The 17,088-nt window shown below is 56.7% G+C and carries 12 protein-coding genes and 3 pseudogenes; 9 read left to right on the top strand and 6 right to left on the bottom strand.

Going from position 1 to position 17,088, the window contains the following annotated elements; genetic code table 11:
• Positions 1-20 precede the first annotated feature (20 nt).
• From QOL84_RS15520 to QOL84_RS15510, 3 genes are all read left to right on the top strand, one after another.
• Positions 21-1,349 (top strand): DUF1329 domain-containing protein, encoded by a 1,329-nt coding sequence (locus QOL84_RS15520; protein ID WP_430458732.1) that lies wholly within the window; start codon positions 21-23, stop codon positions 1,347-1,349.
• A gap of 89 nt (positions 1,350-1,438) precedes the next feature.
• Positions 1,439-1,684: a FitA-like ribbon-helix-helix domain-containing protein gene (locus tag QOL84_RS15515; protein ID WP_283437759.1), complete on the top strand. Its 246-nt coding sequence runs from the start codon at positions 1,439-1,441 to the stop codon at positions 1,682-1,684.
• A complete protein-coding gene (locus QOL84_RS15510) occupies positions 1,681-2,100 on the top strand; it encodes a type II toxin-antitoxin system VapC family toxin (protein ID WP_283437758.1) in 420 nt (139 codons plus the stop codon). Before QOL84_RS15515 ends, QOL84_RS15510 begins: the two co-directional genes overlap by 4 nt.
• A gap of 310 nt (positions 2,101-2,410) precedes the next feature.
• Here QOL84_RS15510 and QOL84_RS29525 read toward each other — a convergent pair.
• Positions 2,411-3,007, bottom strand: a pseudogene (locus tag QOL84_RS29525) (methyl-accepting chemotaxis protein); the annotation flags it as partial.
• Positions 3,008-3,268: 261 nt separating this feature from the next.
• Positions 3,269-4,297: pseudogene (locus QOL84_RS29520) on the bottom strand (methyl-accepting chemotaxis protein); the annotation flags it as partial.
• A 286-nt stretch (positions 4,298-4,583) separates the two neighbouring features.
• On the opposite strand from QOL84_RS29520, the gene pmrG reads away from it, so the two are divergent.
• The gene (gene pmrG, locus QOL84_RS15500) at positions 4,584-5,255 is read left to right on the top strand and encodes a lipopolysaccharide core heptose(II)-phosphate phosphatase PmrG (RefSeq protein WP_283437756.1); all 672 of its coding nucleotides are present in this window, start codon (positions 4,584-4,586) and stop codon (positions 5,253-5,255) included.
• Entirely contained in the window at positions 5,252-6,082 is an 831-nt protein-coding gene (locus tag QOL84_RS15495) for a phosphatase PAP2 family protein (protein WP_283437755.1), read from the top strand. The genes pmrG and QOL84_RS15495 overlap by 4 nt, the downstream gene beginning before the upstream one ends.
• 146 nt (positions 6,083-6,228) lie before the next feature.
• Here QOL84_RS15495 and QOL84_RS15490 read toward each other — a convergent pair whose 3' ends face one another.
• From QOL84_RS15490 to QOL84_RS15475, 4 genes are all read right to left on the bottom strand, one after another.
• Entirely contained in the window at positions 6,229-7,668 is a 1,440-nt protein-coding gene (locus QOL84_RS15490; RefSeq protein WP_283437754.1) for an ArnT family glycosyltransferase, read from the bottom strand.
• Between the two features lie 69 nt (positions 7,669-7,737).
• Positions 7,738-8,325 (bottom strand): ribosomal protein S5-alanine N-acetyltransferase, encoded by a 588-nt coding sequence (gene rimJ / locus QOL84_RS15485; protein ID WP_283437753.1) that lies wholly within the window; start codon positions 8,323-8,325, stop codon positions 7,738-7,740.
• A gap of 484 nt (positions 8,326-8,809) precedes the next feature.
• Positions 8,810-10,216, bottom strand: coding sequence for a DUF2252 domain-containing protein (locus QOL84_RS15480; RefSeq protein WP_283437752.1), 1,407 nt, complete (start codon positions 10,214-10,216; stop codon positions 8,810-8,812).
• 53 nt (positions 10,217-10,269) lie between these two features.
• On the bottom strand, positions 10,270-10,695 hold the full coding sequence (locus QOL84_RS15475) for a hypothetical protein (RefSeq protein WP_283437751.1): 426 nt from the start codon (positions 10,693-10,695) through the stop codon (positions 10,270-10,272).
• An 804-nt stretch (positions 10,696-11,499) separates the two neighbouring features.
• Between QOL84_RS15475 and QOL84_RS15470 the strand changes: the two genes are divergently transcribed.
• The 4 genes and pseudogenes from QOL84_RS15470 (at position 11,500) to QOL84_RS15455 (ending at position 16,826) form a co-directional block, all read left to right on the top strand.
• Complete coding sequence (locus QOL84_RS15470) at positions 11,500-13,575, top strand: RecQ family ATP-dependent DNA helicase (RefSeq protein WP_283437750.1); 2,076 nt, start codon at positions 11,500-11,502, stop codon at positions 13,573-13,575.
• Positions 13,575-14,942 (top strand): DNA-processing protein DprA, encoded by a 1,368-nt coding sequence (locus tag QOL84_RS15465; RefSeq protein ID WP_283437749.1) that lies wholly within the window; start codon positions 13,575-13,577, stop codon positions 14,940-14,942. The genes QOL84_RS15470 and QOL84_RS15465 overlap by 1 nt, the downstream gene beginning before the upstream one ends.
• Before the next feature lie 74 nt (positions 14,943-15,016).
• Positions 15,017-15,568: pseudogene (locus QOL84_RS15460) on the top strand (IS66 family transposase); the annotation flags it as partial.
• Positions 15,569-15,623: 55 nt separating this feature from the next.
• On the top strand, positions 15,624-16,826 hold the full coding sequence (locus QOL84_RS15455; protein ID WP_283437748.1) for a phospholipase D family protein: 1,203 nt from the start codon (positions 15,624-15,626) through the stop codon (positions 16,824-16,826).
• Positions 16,827-17,088: the final 262 nt, after the last annotated feature.

Genomic DNA, 17,088 nt, shown 5'->3' with positions numbered 1-17,088 from the left:
AGACCACGCTCGCGCTCGTCATGAGTCTGGCCGCCGGCAGCGTTTTCGCCGCCATCACCCCGCAACAAGCCGAACAACTGAAAACCACCCTGACTCCCATGGGCGCCGAGCGGGCTGGCAACGCCGCCGGCACCATCCCAGCGTGGACGGGCGGCATCACCCAAGCCCCCGCCGGTTACAAGTCGGGTCAGCATCACCCCGATCCGTACGCCGCCGACAAACCGCTGTTCACCATCACCAAAGCCAATCTCGACCAGTACAAAACGCACCTCAGCCCCGGCCAGATCGCCTTGTTCAACAGCTATCCCGACACCTTCCAGATGCCGATTTACCCGTCCCGCCGCTCCGGCTCGGCGCCGCAATGGCTGTACGACAACACCCTGAAAAACGCCACCTCGGCAAAGTTGCTCGAAGGCGGCAGCGGCTTCTCCGATGCCTACGGCGGCGTACCGTTTCCGGTGCCCAAGGACGGCATCGAAGTGTTGTGGAACCACATCACCCGCTATCGCGGCATCTACGTCGTGCGCCGCGCCTCCGAAGCGCCGGTCCAACGTAACGGCAGCTTCGCGCTGGTCACTTCGCAGCAGGAAGCGCTGTTTAACTACTACCGCCCGAACGGCCAGTTCGCTGACCTGAAAAACATCCTGTTCTACTACCTCGCCTTCGTGAAAAGCCCGGCGCGACTGGCCGGTGGCGCTGCCCTCGTGCACGAAACCCTCGACCAGCTCAAGGACGCGCGCCAGGCCTGGATCTACGACGCCGGCCAACGCCGCGTACGCCGTGCGCCGAACCTCGCCTACGACACGCCAATCGCCTCCTCCGATGGCCTGCGCACCGCCGACGACACCGACCTGTTCAACGGCTCGCCGGATCGCTACGAGTGGAAGCTCAAGGGCAAACAGGAAATCTACATTCCCTACAACAATTACAAAGTCGGCAGCCCCGACGTGAAATACGCGCAACTGCTCACCCCCGGCCACCTCAACCCGCAGTTCACCCGCTACGAACTGCACCGGGTCTGGGTGGTGGAAGGCAACCTCAAACCAGGTTCGCGACACATCTATTCCAAACGCGTGCTGTTTCTCGATGAAGACAGCTGGGGCGCCGCACTGGTCGATCAATACGATGGGCGAGGGGAGTTGTGGCGCGTGTCGATGGCCTACCTGAAAAACTTCTACGACCTACCGACCACCTGGAGTGCGCTGGACGTCTTCCACGACTTGCAGGCGCGCCGTTACTACGTGCAGAACCTTGATAACGAAGAAGCGGAGACCGTGGATTTTGCGCAACCGGTGCCGGAGGACGCGTATTTCATGCCGTCGGCGTTGCGCCAGCGTGGGACTCGTTAAGCGGGATACCATTGGTAAAGTTGCCGGGTTTTGATAGTTGAAGATGTGCTAGCCTGCAATCAATGATTTCATTGATTGCAGGAGGCGTCGTGGCCAGCATTACAATTCGAAACCTTGATGAAAAGCTCAAGGAACAACTGCGCATCACCGCGGCTCACAATGGGCATTCCATGGAGGAAGAGGCTCGACTTATTTTAGGCCGGGCTCTGACAACGGTAGACCGTGCCGGTGGCCTTGGCAGCCGAATCCGCAACAGATTCAGTGCTGTCGGCGGAATAGACCTCGATTTGCCGCAGCGTTCAGAGAAAGCCACTGCGGTGGATTTCTCCGAATGATAGTGCTTGATACCAACGTTCTATCAGAGTTCATGCGAGTCGAGCCAGCGTCCCGGGTGCTTGCCTGGGTTGATGCGCAACCCGCGATGGAGCTGGCAGTGAGTGCCGTGACCGTGGCAGAAATACTTCACGGCATCGCTCGGCTGCCTTCCGGAAAGCGCAAACAAAAACTTGAAGCCCATGCCATGGCGATGTTCGAAGAAGACTTTGCCGGACGTATTTTGTCTTTCGACGCTCATGCCGCTGTCGAGTACGCAACGCTTGTTGCGGATTGCGAATCAAAAGGCCGCGCGATTTCGATGGCCGATGCGCAAATTGCTGCGATCTGCCGAACCCATGGCGCCCCCATCGCTACCCGTAACGTGAAGGATTTCGAGTTCAGCGGTGTGGAGATGATTAACCCGTGGGCAGCCTGAGGATCACTAAAGCGAAGTAGATAGTTCCTGAGAAAGCTCGCTACCCACATGGCACTGTAGGAGCTGCCGAAGGCTGCGATCTTTTGATCCTGCTTCAGATTGTTCAAAAGCGAAGATCAAAAGATCGCAGCCTGCGGCAGCTCCTACATGATGCGAGTTTTCCGGGGCATCCAGGTGACAGGCCTGACGCAATCGCGGGCAAGCCCGCTCCCACAGGTTATGAGTCGAACACAACATCTGTGAACGACTGAAAAACCTGTGGGAGCGGGCTTGCCCGCGATTGGTTTTTTGCTTTAGCGCTGTACGAAGATCAAACGCGGAAATGGCTGACCATCTGCTGCAACTGACCACCCAAACGCGCCAGTTCAACACTCGACGCCGCCGTCTCATCACTGGCTGCGGCGGTCTGTTCCGACACATCGCGCACGTTGATGATGCTGCGGCTGATCTCTTCAGCCACGGCGCTTTGCTGTTCAGCCGCCGCAGCAATCTGCTGGTTCATCGACTGAATGTTCGACACCGTGCGGGTGATGCTTTCCAGTGACAGGCCAGCTTTGCGCGTCAGCGCCACGCTGCTGTCAGTCAGCGCGCGGCTGTTGCTCATTACCGCCGACACCTGCTGGGTGCCGTTCTGCAGACCGGCGACCAGGCCTTCGATTTCTTCGGTGGACTTCTGCGTACGCTGGGCCAGGCCACGAACTTCGTCGGCGACCACGGCAAATCCACGACCGGCTTCACCGGCGCGCGCTGCTTCGATCGCGGCGTTGAGGGCGAGCAGGTTGGTCTGTTCGGCAACGGCTTTGATCACGTCCATGACGCTGCCGATCTTGTCGCTTTCCTGTTGCAGCACGCTCATGGCTTCGGTCGAACGCACCACTTCGCTGGCCAGACGTTCGATCTGCGCGATGGCTTCGTTCACCACTTTGTCGCCTTCACGGGCTTCGCCGTCAGCGGCGGCAGCGGCTTGCGAGGCTTCTTCGGCGTTGCGCGCTACTTCCTGCACGGTGGCAGTCATCTCGTGCATCGCGGTGGCGACCTGATCGGTTTCGATCTTCTGGCTGTTCACACCGGCGCTGGTCTGTTCGGTGACGGCCGACAGCTCTTCGGCGGCGCTGGCGATCTGGGTGACGCCGTCGCGGATGCCGCTGATCAAATCACGCAAGGTCACGCCCATGCGCGCGATGCCTTGTTGCAGCACGCCGAGTTCGTCGCGGCGGGTGACGGTGACGTTCTGGGTCAGGTCGCCGCTGGCGATGCGCTCGACCACGGCCAGGGTTTCCTGCAGCGGACGGGTGATCTGACGGGTGATGATCACCGCCGCAATCACGCCCACCAGCAGTGCCAGCAGCGTGCTGATCAACTGGAAGGTGCGTGCTTGGGCGCTTTCGACATCGCGGCGGTCGAGTTGAATCTGGTACAGCTGCTCGCTGGTGTTGACGATCGCGGTACCTTGATCGGTCATTTCCTTGCGAGCCTGTACCGCGTCAGTGTTGGCGTTCTTAAACGCCATCAACGCGCTGCGGTAGTTGCCCAGCGCGGTCTCCAGCTGGCGCAGAGCGTCCTGCTGAGTGTCAGCGAAATGCACGTTCAATTGCTTGAGGGTGGAGATGGCTACATCGAGTTGAGCGACGGCCTTCTGTTCGGTCTCGGCGTTGGTGGTGGCGGTGTAGCCGCGCACTTCGTAGCGCGCGAGGATAAACGCTTCCTTGGCCGTAGTGATCGCCTGGAACTGTGCGAAACGCTGCTCGCTCATGTCCATCTGCTGCACGCGTTTGCTGATCGATTCGATCTGGTTGTACGCGGTTTCGGCACTGGCGCTCATAGTGTCGCGCGCGCTGTTGCCGGTGCGGTAGGCGTTGCGCATTTTATTCAGCGACGTCTGGTATTCAGCGATGGTCGCTGCCTGCTCCTTGAGCAGTTTGACGTTTTCCGGGCTCTTGAAGCTGTTGATCAGCTTCTGTTGTTGCTCGGCAAAACTTTCAAGGGTGGTCTGCACGTTCTGCGCGGCGGTTTCGTCGCCGTTGGTCAGCATGTATTGCAGGCGCACCACGCGCAGTTTGGTCAGGCCGGCGTTGAGCTGGGTGATGTCGCTCATCCAGTTGCTGCGGTCGATCAGGCCACCTAGGCTGGTCCAGCCCGTCAGGGCCAGCACGCAGGTCAGGGCCAGTACCAGGCCGAAGCCCAGGCCCAGTTTCATGTTCACGCTGATGTTGCCGAACCAGCTATTCATCACAAATCCTCCAGAAACGTAGGGTTTCTTGTCGTCAGTTAGGCTGGAAGATTGTTGTTTTTTTGAGCCAGCAAGGGTGTTAGCAGGTCTGTATCGGCCGCAAATCCGAGAGCTGAAAGGATTTTGTCGGACAGAATTTGTAACAACGGATCCCAAGACTTTTTTCACATGGGTTTCACTGGCTGCCGACGCCCGCCTCTGTACCTTCGCCGCATCGAATGACAAGTGATGCAGGCTGGCGAGGCGGCTTTTTGTGGAATTGAGACTGAGTCTGTTCGGCGTCAAACGCTCGATCGATCTGAGCGGTCTGGCGCGTTTTCGCAACACCTGGGTGGTGTTGGCGGCATCGGCACTGGTGATACCGCTGACGTTGTGGTTGCTCGCCCCGGGGGCGGTCCCCGACCTGGCCCATGGCAATGTGGCTGGCTCGCAGGCGTTGGCAACGGGTTGGGAAAAGGGCGAGATGATCGTGCTGGTGCGCCATGTCGAGCGTTGCGATCACTCCAAGGCGCGCTGCCTGAGTGGCAATGACGGCATCACCGACCGCTCGCGCAGCGTGGCGGTCGCGGTCGGCGCGCAATTCGAGCAACTGGGGCTGAACAATGCCGACATCTATAACAGCCCGATGGTGCGCACCGTGCAGACCGCCGGGTACATGTTCAACCGTGCGGCGACCGGCGAAGACTGGTTGATCAGCTGCAAGGGGCGCATGTTGCAGGAGGCGCTTGCGCACAAGATCCCGGGTCGCAACCTGATTCTGGTGACCCACAGCGAATGCATGGCGCAGATCGAAAAAGACCTGAAGGTGCCGGCATCCGATCCCGGCTACGGCTCTTCGCTGTTTGTTTCCGCTGCCAGTCCGGCGGCGCCGAAAATGCTCGGCTTCATTGAAGCCTCCGACTGGCACACGGTGACCACCGAATGAATACTCGTTTTTACGCTTACAACTTCGGCATCCCGCTGGCCTGCGCGGCGTTGGTCTTCCTGATGTTCGACATGACCAAAATCGACATCGCCTTCAGCAATCTGTTGTTCGATCCGCTGACCCAGACGTTCCCGCTCGACAAAATCCACTTCTTCGAAAAGCTCACGCACAAATGGGCGCGGATCATTCCGAACTGGACGGCGGAAATCGCCCTGATCGGCGCGATGCTCTCGGTGGTCTGGCCGTTGGTCAATCCGCAGAAGCGCCCGCGACTGGGGGCTTTTCTCGAGCGAAGCAAAGTTGCTCCGCTGCTGCGATTTGCCGCCGATCACCGTAGGGATTTTTTCTTCGTCGTCGTTGCGTTTGCCGTTTGCACCGGCGTGATCCATTTCCTCAAGGCGCACACCAGCGTTTACTGTCCGATCGAGACCACGCTTTACGGTGGAAAAATGGCTCACGTGGAGTGGTACAACAATTTCCAGCTGTTCCATGAAGCAGGAGAGGGACGCTGCTGGCCGGGCGGGCATGCGTCGGGCGGCTTTACCATGCTGGCGTTGTACTTCGTTGCGCGCCGTTACCAGTGGCGCTTTTCCAGTGCGATTCTGTGGGGTTCGCTGCTGCTCGGTTTTGTCTATGGCACGACACGGGTCCTGCAAGGTTGGCACTACATGTCCCACACGTTCTGGGCCGGAATCTTCGTCTGGCTGGCCTGTTTACTGACGGCACTGGCGTTTTATGGCCGGGCGCGGCTGGAGCTGCCGGTGTTGCAGAAGCATCAACGGCCAGAGCCCGCCAGCACCTTGGCAACTCCCTTGAGCAACGAATAACCCTGTGGCGAGGGGGATATGTGGCGAGGGGATTTATCCCCGTTGGACTGCGCAGCAGTCCCCTTCTTTCTTGAATCAAAAGAGGGGGCGCTGCGCACCCCAACGGGGATAAATCCCCTCGCCACAAAGGTTGTATTCAGTCTGCTTCAGTTGCTGACAAAGTAGTACGCCTGGCGCCCGACCATCATGGTCTTCAACACTTTCAGCGGTGCGGCCGGCTCGGTGTCGGCCGAGATCACCGCCACATTGGTGGCTGCCGCAGCGAGAAACTCGCGCAATTGCGCCTCGGTATCCAAGCCTTTAAGAACGCTCTGCGTATAGAACACACTCGCCCCGCCCACCCGTTCATTGGCTTGAAACAACGCAACCTGATGACCGTCCGCTCGCAACGCTTGAATGTGTTCGGTCAGCGGCAGGAACGACAGGTGTTTATCAGCGTTCGGCAACGTCCACTGTGCGGCAACGAGGTAGCTGCCGATCACTACGGTAAGCACAGCAGCGGCCAATGCCTGACGATGCCTCGCGATTCGGCTGACAAAACCATGGGCGGATTCGTACGCTTTCAGCTTGTCGAACAACACACCGGCAAACTCGGCCGCAATCACCGCCGCCGCCGGGGTCATCGACATCAGGTACACCGTGCGTTTGCTCGACGCCAACGTCAGCATCACGAATTGCGCAACGATCCACAGGCTGAAAAACAGCAGGTATCGGTTGGCCTTCAGTTGTTTGCGAAAATGCCACAGCCCCAGATAAACCAGAATGTTCCACGGCAGAAAGGCTTCCGGCAGCTTGGCCAAGTAGTAGGAGAACGGCTCATAGTGACCGGCCTCGACGAACGATCCGCTGAAGCGGCCGACGCTGTTGGTCAGCAGCACTTCCTTCACCGCTTGCGCGCCGCCATGTTGATAGAGCACTGCGAGCCAGATCATCAGCGGAATCAGCCCGACCAGAGTCAGTAATCCTGGCCACAGCCAGTCAGCGACTTTCAGGCGCTTGTCGAGCAGATTGTCGGCCAGCAAGTAAGCAAAAATCACCACCCCCGGCATCGCCAGCCCCAGCACTCCTTTACTCAACGTGGCGATGGCAATTCCGCCGACAAACAGCAACGAGTTACCCACGCTCGATGCGCGTTGTGCCTGAAAAAATGCCAGCAACGCCGCCGTTACACCGAGCGCCAGCAGCGCATCCTCGCCGACCCCGCGCACATTGCTCCAGTAACTGGCCATGGTCGCCAGCAAAATCCCGGCCGTCCAGGCGATCATTTTCGGCCGTTCGAAACGGCACAACATGCCGTAGAGCAACATCACGCTGAGTAAGCCGGCCACCGCCGACGCCAACCGCACCGCCCACGGCGACACACCGAACAGCCGCATGGCGCCGGCATCGAGCCACAAACTCAGCGGTGGTTTTTCCAGAAACGGTTCGCCGAACAACCGAGGTGTCACCCAGTCGTTGTCGAGGTGCATCTCCATGGCGATGCCGGCGACGCGAGCCTCGGTGGAGCCTTGCAATTGATGGTTGCCGAGGGCGAAGAAAAACAGCAAAGCGGCAAGCAGAAACAATGAAGTGGCGGCACGCGACATGGCATTCAGGCAACCGGAAGGGGCGGGAGGCCTGAGCATACTTCGCCAATGCTTAACAAATTGTGAAACTCACGCCAGTCGTCGTGACCAACGCTGGTCCGGCGCCTCGAATGCCGGGTTGATCAACGCGGTCAGCACGTGATCCTGCCAGCGCCCGGCAATGTTCAGATACGCCTTGGCGTAACCCTCACGCTCGAACCCGAGCTTTTCCAAGAGCCGTGCGCTGCGTTCATTGCCGGGAATGTAGTTGGCCATGATCCGGTGCAGGTTCTGCGTATCGAACATGTAGGCGATACCGGCCTCCAGCGCTTCACGCATTAGCCCCTGACCTTGATGTGCCTCATCGATGTGATAACCCAGATAACACGCCTGAAACGCCCCGCGAATGATTCCGCTGAAATTGCACGCGCCGATCATCTGCTGACCGTCCTGTGTCAATAACGCGAAATGCATCGCCAGCCCGGCTTCAAAGGCGCTGGCCTGAATTTCGAGTCGTCGGCGAATCTGCTCGGTGGAAAAGTACTCGGTGGTGCGAATCGGTGACCAGGGCGCGAGGTGGCGCAGGTTACGTTGGTAGAACTCACTTTCGAGGCCGGCCTGATCCGGCGCGAGTATCGCCAGCGTCAGGCGTTGGCAGGGCAGGGACAGCAGCGGCATCGGGCGCTCCGGTGAGTGGTATCAGGGGACAGGAAAACACAAATGCCCTATAAATTCTGCCTGCTTGTTGCACATACCCCTGTAGGAGCTGCCGAAGGCTGCGATCCTTTGAACCTGTTTTTTAACATCAAAAGATCGCAGCCTGCGGCAGCTCCTGCATTGGCCGTTTTGAGGAGGAGCAAATGGAATTTGCGTTTACGGTCGGCGCCGAATCGCTGACGTTGAGGCGTGCGGATCCGGTGTGTTGCTGAATCGGCCGGGTTCAGGTTGATCCGCATTCATCCACAGGCCCGCCATTCACTACGCCACGGTGTGCAAGACACCTGGGTTTATCGCTTCGACGGCAAACGCCAGGCAAAAAAAAGCCCGCGGGAGAGCCGCGGGCGAACCGTAGTTTCTTGAATGAGCGAGCGGACTTTACAGGTTTGATTGTGAAGGGGCAGTGAAGAAAAATTCATTTCTCCGGCAACCTGTCTAGCCCGGTTCAGGGCAGATGATCGGCGGCGAAATCGGCTTCCGACCGAGCGCGTAAACGGCCCTTGCGACAGGCATCCTGGAAACGTTCGAAATCACGTTCGTTCTGCGCGGTGTACTGTTGCGCGTACTTCAATAACGCATCGGCCAATGCATCGCCCTTGCCGATGTAACCGCTGATCTGCGCCGCTAACCCGGACGCCTTGGCATGCGCGCGAGCCAGCGCGCGGCCGCAGACCCGACCGTAAGCGGCGAAGGTTTCGGCGTCGAAGGTTTCCAGTTCGGCGGAGATTTTCATGTCGCGCAACTGCCGCACATAGAAATGCCGACCGCTGGGGCCAGTGGTCCAGCCGAGAAACAGGTCGCTGGCGGCTTGCATCAAGCGCTGCCCCTCGACCACCCGCTGACCTTCATGGCGTACCCGCGATTTGGCTTTGACGTAATCGGCGAGTACCGAGCGCCGCGCCTCCTTGAATTGCAGGAACAGCGGGAACTCCTGATCGTCGGTCAGCAACGCCACCAGACAGCGGGTACCGACGCTGCCGACACCGACGACCTTGAAAGCCAAGTCCTGCACGTGAAACCGTGACAGCAGCTCGCGCCGGTCGGGCTGCAGCGTGCCGCGATAATCACGCATGAAAGTGTCGTACAGCGGACGCCAGTCCGACAGCCGCAGCCAGTCATCCTCGGCATCGAGCAGCGTGGTGTTTTTATGCAGATGGAAAATTTCCGGTAGGTCATCACGAATAATCAGACGCCCATGCTTGTCACGCTCGCTGATCTTCGGCAGCAATTCAGCGTGAGTACGCCGCTCGGCTTTCTCGATGGCGCGCTCGACATGCTCAAGGGTACTTTTGCGTGCCTGGGCGAGCAGGTCGGTATAGCTGATCGACTCGTACCAGTTCTCCAGCGAACTTTGCTCCGCACACTCCAGCAAGGTCGCCTGATAAGCGCCGACCATGTCGCGGCAGACCTCTTCCTCGACCGACTCGCCATGGCGCAGATCACGCGCGGCCACCACAAAACTTGCGGCCAGGCGTTTCAAGTCCCACTCCCAAGGCCCGGGATGTGCCTCGTCGAAATCATTGACGCTGAACAACAGATTGCGCTCCGGCGTGGCGAAACCACCGAAATTCATCAGGTGACAATCGCCACAGATCGGCAGATTCAGGCCCATGGTCGCCGTGCCCGCCAGGTCATGCGCCTGCAACAACGCATTGCCACGAAAGAACGTGAAGGGCGACACCAGCATGCGCCCGTAACGCAACTCGACCAGCGACTCGACGCGGCCCTGACTCGACGCCTTGATCAACGGAATCGGATCGCGATTCATCTTGCCGGTGACAGCCTGATCACTGCGCGAGCACTTCTTGCGCGCGTCCTTGCCTTGTTGCATGCGGTCTTTAAGGGCAGTCATGGTGGCTCGATGTGGCGGAATGGGCGCTGTGAGTGTAGAAGCGCTTTTGCGGTTTATCCGCCCGTGCCCGCATCACCCTTGGCGAGCTTTATCGACAGCGTGTAATTCGCCACCGCGTTACGTCGCGCGGCATTGCGCATGAGGTAGACCTGAACCGTGTACTCACCGTCGGCAGGCAGCACCCCCGCAAAGTGATTGCCCATCATCGAACCGTTGAACAGCGCGCTGTCCGCACCTTTGGCGCTGATGTTGAAATACGCCGATGTGCTGGATGGCTTGAAATCGACGGTCAACATCTGCCCAGCCTTGACGTTGAGCGTGTACTGCGCCGTTTGTTCGCCCTTGATCGATTGCTTGATCTGGAGATGGTCGGCGCCCGCCTTGAACACGACTTGCTCGACTCGCGACGCGGGAGACTCGGCTGCGTGGACGGACAGGGAGAGCAGGGCAGCCATGACGGCGGCGATCCAGGTATTCATGTTCAACCTCGTTGCGCTTTGGAGTTTGCAGCATAGAGGTCATCGAGAGCTCTCACTTAAACGTGGTGCGGATTAAATGTTGCGGGATTTGAGTGTGGGGGTGAGGGGAGAGCATTGTGGCGGGGGGAAGGGGGGCTTGCGCGATGAGGATCAGTTCGGCTTGGTGAACGGGATCTCCAGATGCGACAAAGCCCGCACTTGGCGGGCTTTGTCGTTGAGAGTTGGTGGGCTGGGGTAATTTGAATCGATCACTCAACCTATTGAATTAAAAAATAATTTATCGGTTAAAAATAATTATGGAATACTTTTTGGAATACCGATTGTAAAACTCTCTAAATCCCTATTTTTGCGGCGATCCAAAGCTTGCTCCCATGATAGCAGCTCAAATCAAGCTTTCGGGCGCAGTCACTGGCCTCCTACTCGGCGGTGAGCCGGCTTGTAGCCGGGCTTGTATTAAAATAACTGATTGATTTTAAACGTTATTGTTCTGGATTGAGAATTTGACCCACACTTTAACCTTCGTCGCCTCCAATGAATTTTTCCAGTGGTTGTGGCTTTTTAGGGGGAGAGGTCAGCCGCCTTCTGCCATAGGCTCGGTACCGCATTCGCCCTGCAGGTACTCCTGCAAAAAAAGCTGCTCGAAGTGGCCTACATCGTCCGACACGCTCTGATAGGGTATGCGAGGCGGTGAGGGGCTCCTGCTCTCCGTTCGTTGCGAGTTAACGGATTGAGGAAAGTGGATGACTCGAACCTTGCTCAACGGATCAGCAATCACCTATCTGACGGTAAATGGAGAGCAATACCATGGAATATAATGCAGCGCGTGCTTTGGAGCTCCTGCGTTTAGGTTCGGGACGACTCGATGCTACCTTCCGGGATGGCCAAGAAGAAGCTATACGCCACATCGTTGAGGGTAAGGAACGCTTGTTAGTCGTTCAGAAAACCGGCTGGGGTAAGAGCTTCGTATATTTCATTGCTACGAAGCTGCTAAGGGAGGCTGGCGCTGGACCTGCGTTACTGATCTCGCCATTGCTGGCTTTGATGCGAAATCAGGTTGTAGCGGCAGAGCGAATGGGTGTCCGAGCGGCCACGATTAACTCAGACAACAGGGAAGATTGGGCTGCGATTGAACGCCAGCTTATTGCCGGTGGCATTGATATCCTCCTGATATCGCCCGAACGCCTCGCTAATGATCGTTTCCGTACCCAGGTTTTGGCGCTGATCGCTGCACAAATCTCCCTGCTAGTTATCGATGAGGCGCATTGCATCTCCGATTGGGGGCACGACTTCCGCCCACACTATCGATTGCTGGAGCGGATGGTCAAAATTATGCCTCCCAACCTTCGTTTGCTTGCTACCACCGCTACGGCAAACAATCGGGTTATGGATGACTTAAAGGCGGTGCTTGGTCCCAACATTGAGGTTGTTTGTGGAGATCTCAATCGTGCATCGCTTTCGTTACAAACCATCCGTCTTCCTCGCCAAGAAGAGCGTCTTGCATGGCTTGCTGAAAGGTTGGCCGCATTGGATGGGCACGGCATCATTTACACATTGACCGTGCGAGATGCCCTTCTAGTAGCGGGATGGTTGAAATCTCAAGGCTTTAACGTCGAAGCCTATACAGGGCAGACTGGTGATCGTCGGGAGGAATTTGAGCTAGCCCTGTCTAACAATGAGGTCAAGGCTCTTGTCGCCACACAGGCGTTGGGCATGGGTTATGACAAGCCCGATCTAGCGTTTGTGATCCATTATCAAATGCCAGGTTCCGTGGTCGCCTACTACCAGCAAGTAGGTCGTGCGGGGCGTGCGTTGGATGCTGCCTACGGTGTGCTACTCAGTGGTGAGGAGGAGACTGAAATCACCGATTGGTTTATCCGTAGCGCTTTCCCGACGCAAGAGGAGGTCGCGGAGGTTCTAGGTGCGCTTGAAGATGCACCTGATGGCTTATCTGTTCCGGAGCTGCTCAGCAAAGTCAATCTGAGTAAGGGCCGGGTCGAAAAAACTGTGGCGTTGCTTTCACTGGAGGCGCCAGCACCTATCGCTAAACAAGGTGCTAAGTGGCAACTTACCGCGGCAAACCTTAATCAAAGCTTTTGGGATCGCGCAGAGCGGCTGACCTCGCTGCGACAGGGCGAACACCAACAGATGAGGGACTATGTCGGGTTACCATTCGGCCAGCATATGGCGTTTTTGATTGATGCACTGGACGGAGTCCCTGGTACGGTCAAGAAGCCAGCTTTACCTCCATTGCCCAGTGCAGTGAATCTTGGCCTGGTCAAAGCTGCGGTCGCCTTCCTGCGGCGTACGAGTCTTCCCATCGAACCTCGCAAAAAGTGGCCTGATGGCGGAATGCCGCTATATGGCGTAAGGGGGCTGATTCCGGCCAATCGTCAAGCCCAGCCCGGTAAGGCTCTTTGTGTATGGGGAGACGCCGGTTGGGGCAGCATTGTGCGAGATAATAGATATCTTGACGGCTATTTTTCCGATGAGCTTGTTCAGGCATGTGTCGAAATGATTAAAAACTGGAGGCCAAATCCCGCTCCAGAATGGGTTGCTGCGATTCCGTCTCTGAAGCATCCAGAGATCGTACCCAATTTTGCAAAAAGGCTAGCCAGTGCGTTAGGTCTACCCTTTTACAATGTCCTCGCGAAGACGGAGGACAGGCCAGAGCAAAAAACCATGGCAAATTCTACTCAGCAGGCCCGCAACATTGATGGGTCGCTTAAAATCGATCAGATAATTCACGCGGGACCGGTGCTCTTGGTTGACGACATCGTCAACTCTCGATGGACTCTAACTGTCGCAGCTTGGCTGTTACGAGAAGCCGGTTGCGATGAGGTTTGGCCTATGGCCCTTTCACTAACTGGCCACGATGAATGATGTCACCTCTTTCACCCAATACGCAGGCGATACTGTTGCTTACGGCACCGCTAATTGTTGGACGTGGCGTACAAACGCCAGACCTACTATCGCCTGCCGAATACAAGCGTTTAGCTAGTCATTTACATCAGATCCAAAAACAACCTGCCGATCTTCTTACCGCGGAATCCACTGAGATCCTTCGTTTATGTCGGCCAATAGCTGATGAAAGTCGACTACAACGGCTGCTGGGACGGGGCTTCTTGTTGAGCCAGGTAGTCGAGCGATGGCAGACGCGGGCTATCTGGGTCATTAGTCGAGCTGACCCTGAGTATCCGCGACGTCTTAAAGCTCGTCTTCGTGCTGATGCGCCAGCAGTGCTCTACGGGTGTGGAGATATTTCGCTGCTTGAATCGGGTGGGCTCGCTGTCGTCGGGTCGAGGAAAATCGACGATGCATTGGTCGACTACACCATGTCCATCGGCGGGCTGGCAGCTTGTGCTAACAGAACACTTATATCGGGAGGGGCCAGGGGGGTTGATCTGGCTGCAATGCGGGGTGCATTGCAGTCGGGTGGCAAGGTTATTGGTGTTCTAGCGGAAAACTTAGAGCGAACTGCCATGAGTCGTGAGGAAAGGAATTCCTTGCGTGATGGAAACTTAGTTCTCGTTTCTGCTTATGATCCTAATGCCGGCTTCAACGTTGGTCATGCTATGCAGCGTAATAAACTCATTTATGCGCTGGCCGATGCATCCTTGGTCGTTAACACGGACCATAACAAAGGCGGGACATGGGCTGGTGCTGTGGAGCAGTTGGATAAGCTCCAGTATGTGCCTGTATTTGTTCGATCGACGGGTGAGCCCTCTGCCGGCCTTGATGCTTTGGGTAATCGGGGGGCGATACTTTGGCCGAATCCTCCGGATGCCGAAGCCTTTAACCAAATATTCGCGATCAAGGTTTCTAGCACAGACGTGCCTCAGCAACCAGAACTCTCATTATCGTCCGCTGATGAAATAGAGAGCTTGTCGGTATCTGAGCCAATGACAGAGTCGCAGAGGTCGCTAGAAGCGTCTTGTGAACCTCTACTTCCTATAAGTACTAGTGTCAGCAGAGATGCTGTTGAACCGACGCTGAAAGTTGTGTCTGAAATAATGGACTCCTTCCCTGGGGTACAAGTGGATCACGCTGATTTACTTTTTGCGACGGTAAGAGATCTGATTAAAAAACTACTGATAACCCCGACAAAAGATGCTGATATTGCTGCTGCATTAGATGTGACAAATGGGCAGGCAAAAGCATGGCTTCAGCGCCTCGTTGAAGAGGGTGTTATCGAAAAGCAAAAGAAGCCTGTGGGCTACGTCGTTAAGCGATCTGAGTTGTTTAAGTAGCGCTGTAGGTGGTTAATCGTCCCGGTAAGGCCGACTGCGCGGCATAACTCGTCGAAAGGAGGCCTAGGCCTCTCGGCGTCACCGAGATCGGATGCGTGGCCCATGCGCGTCGCAAGTTCTTCAAATTGCACGCCACCAACAAGAGCTAGCTCGCCGAACAGGCCTTGCGCTACATCCAGCTGCTTTACGAAATCGAGAGCGAAGTCCGCGACCTTGAAACGGATTTACGCCGCCGAATACGGCAAGAAAAAGCTGTACCTGTGATGGATGCTCTGCACGCCTGGATGATCGTCCAGCACCAGATCGTGCACGACGGCTCGGCGAAAAGCAAAGCTCTGCATTACGGCCTCAAACGCTGGACGGCGCTATCTCGATCACGGGGCCGTACCCATTGACAATATTTGGTGCGAGAACAAAATTCGACCGTGGGCGGGTCGCAAAAACTGGCTCTTTGCAGGTTCGCTGCGCAGCGGCAAACGGGCGGCGGCGATCATGAGCTTGATCCAGTCGGCGCGGCTCAACGGGTATGATCCGTATGCTATTTGAAGGACGTCCTCACGCGCCTGCCGACGCAGCGGGCGAGTGATATTGCGGAGCTGGTGCCGCATAGGTGGCAACCGGTTTAGTTACGCAAGATGGGATGCCCGGACGCATACGAAGGCTAGAAGGAAAATTTACTACATGGATCTCGTTCTTTTGCCGCAAAGCGGCGGCAGCGACCTCAAAGATATCTATCACCGCGCATTTCGCCAGGCTGAAGAGCTTTACATTCTGAGCGCTTACCTGACTGAGTGGGACGTTGATGTAGAGTTAGGTCGCCATTGCAAATCATTTGCCTTCATCGTGGGGAAAGATTTCGGGATCACTAGGAAAGCGGCCTGCCAAAAGGTCATTCAATGGCTACCGAGATACCGGCACACTCAGTTTTTGGTTGCTGAGTTAATTGACGGTTTCCATCCGAAAGCCATCTTTTGGCGTGAATCAGATGGAAGATGCTATGCGTTGGTGGGATCGTCAAACCTCTCAAAAGCAGCGTTTGCTACTAACCGTGAGGCCAACGGTTATTCAAAAATCCCCAAGAAAACCTATGACGCAGCGAAGCAGTGGATACTAAGGCTGAAGGACTCATGCGTCATCCTCAACCAAAGTTGGCTGAACGGATACCGAGAAGCGAAACAGTCTAGTAAGCCAGCCTCCGCCAAGGAGGATCCGGACATGTCGAGCCGGGTCTTTAACTTGCAGCTACCTTCGTCAAAAGCGGTAGCCCAGCTAGGTAGTGCTTTGGATTTCCGCAGAAGTCAGATGCTCACCTTCGAATATCACCAGGCCGAGTTGGTGCACCTCCTCAAATCTGCCGCACGGGCCCGGATTTGGTCTGACAGCAAAAATGAAACGTTTTACCAGGAGTTCCGACAGCTTTGGGACTTCGGTGATGGGAGTCGCTTTCAAGCAAATGGATGGGAGCGCCGGGGTAAACAAAGCGACTTTCGTGAGTTTGCAAGGTCGCTCGTTCGAGTCTTGGAGGCTACCTCTCAGGATCGAGACAAGGTAGTAGTGATTGAGATCAATCGCCTTACAGAAGAGAAGGTAGAGACACGCAGGTCTGTATTCACAGAGATGCTTTGTCAGTTCTTTCCTGATCGTTACCACGTAGCAAATGACCCTGTATCCAAATGGCTTCGCTCAACCGGATCGAGCAGCCCTTGGGGAGCAAGCGCCGGTTACAAGTATCTGGAGGAAGCACTCCTTCTTAGAGCGGCATTGGAGAACGCGAAACGGAAAAAAGGTGGCTACCCCGTGGAAAACCTAGCAGTGCTCGATGTGGTGATAGTGCTGAAGATGCAGCGTCGAGGTCAAAGCGAGGAGAACCCATACGAGGGGTGAACAAAAGCTTAAGTCCGACAAAGACAGCAATGGCGAAATCGAACGCATCTCCTCAGGCGACCAGCTCAAGTGGATGCGCCTTTTCCTCGACACGCTCAATTTGTCAGCGCCGGAACGCGCGCCGCTGTGCGGTCAGCCCGCACTCGGATCCGCAACTTAGAAGGTGGGGCAATCGGCTGGATAATATTCCCACGTCATGGATGCCGGCAAGCGGACATCATGGGTAGGCAATTTATTCTCAAAGCGACGCCGGCGCGCCATG

Origin of the sequence: Pseudomonas helmanticensis, assembly GCF_900182985.1 — a bacterium.
Taxonomy (GTDB): Bacteria; Pseudomonadota; Gammaproteobacteria; order Pseudomonadales; family Pseudomonadaceae; genus Aquipseudomonas; species Aquipseudomonas helmanticensis.
This window is presented reverse-complemented; position numbering and strand designations above follow the sequence as displayed.

Bases quoted from the DNA above. Each gene is read 5' to 3' on its own strand.
- QOL84_RS15520 (WP_430458732.1), top strand. From the start codon at position 21: ATGAGTCTGGCCGCCGGCAGCGTTTTCGCCGCCATCACCCCGCAACAA.
- QOL84_RS15510 (WP_283437758.1), top strand. From the start codon at position 1,681: ATGATAGTGCTTGATACCAACGTTCTATCAGAGTTCATGCGAGTCGAG.
- QOL84_RS15495 (WP_283437755.1), top strand. From the start codon at position 5,252: ATGAATACTCGTTTTTACGCTTACAACTTCGGCATCCCGCTGGCCTGC.
- QOL84_RS15490 (WP_283437754.1), bottom strand. From the start codon at position 7,668: ATGTCGCGTGCCGCCACTTCATTGTTTCTGCTTGCCGCTTTGCTGTTT.
- rimJ (WP_283437753.1), bottom strand. From the start codon at position 8,325: ATGCCGCTGCTGTCCCTGCCCTGCCAACGCCTGACGCTGGCGATACTC.
- QOL84_RS15480 (WP_283437752.1), bottom strand. From the start codon at position 10,216: ATGACTGCCCTTAAAGACCGCATGCAACAAGGCAAGGACGCGCGCAAG.
- QOL84_RS15475 (WP_283437751.1), bottom strand. From the start codon at position 10,695: ATGAATACCTGGATCGCCGCCGTCATGGCTGCCCTGCTCTCCCTGTCC.
- QOL84_RS15470 (WP_283437750.1), top strand. From the start codon at position 11,500: ATGGAATATAATGCAGCGCGTGCTTTGGAGCTCCTGCGTTTAGGTTCG.
- QOL84_RS15465 (WP_283437749.1), top strand. From the start codon at position 13,575: ATGTCACCTCTTTCACCCAATACGCAGGCGATACTGTTGCTTACGGCA.
- QOL84_RS15455 (WP_283437748.1), top strand. From the start codon at position 15,624: ATGGATCTCGTTCTTTTGCCGCAAAGCGGCGGCAGCGACCTCAAAGAT.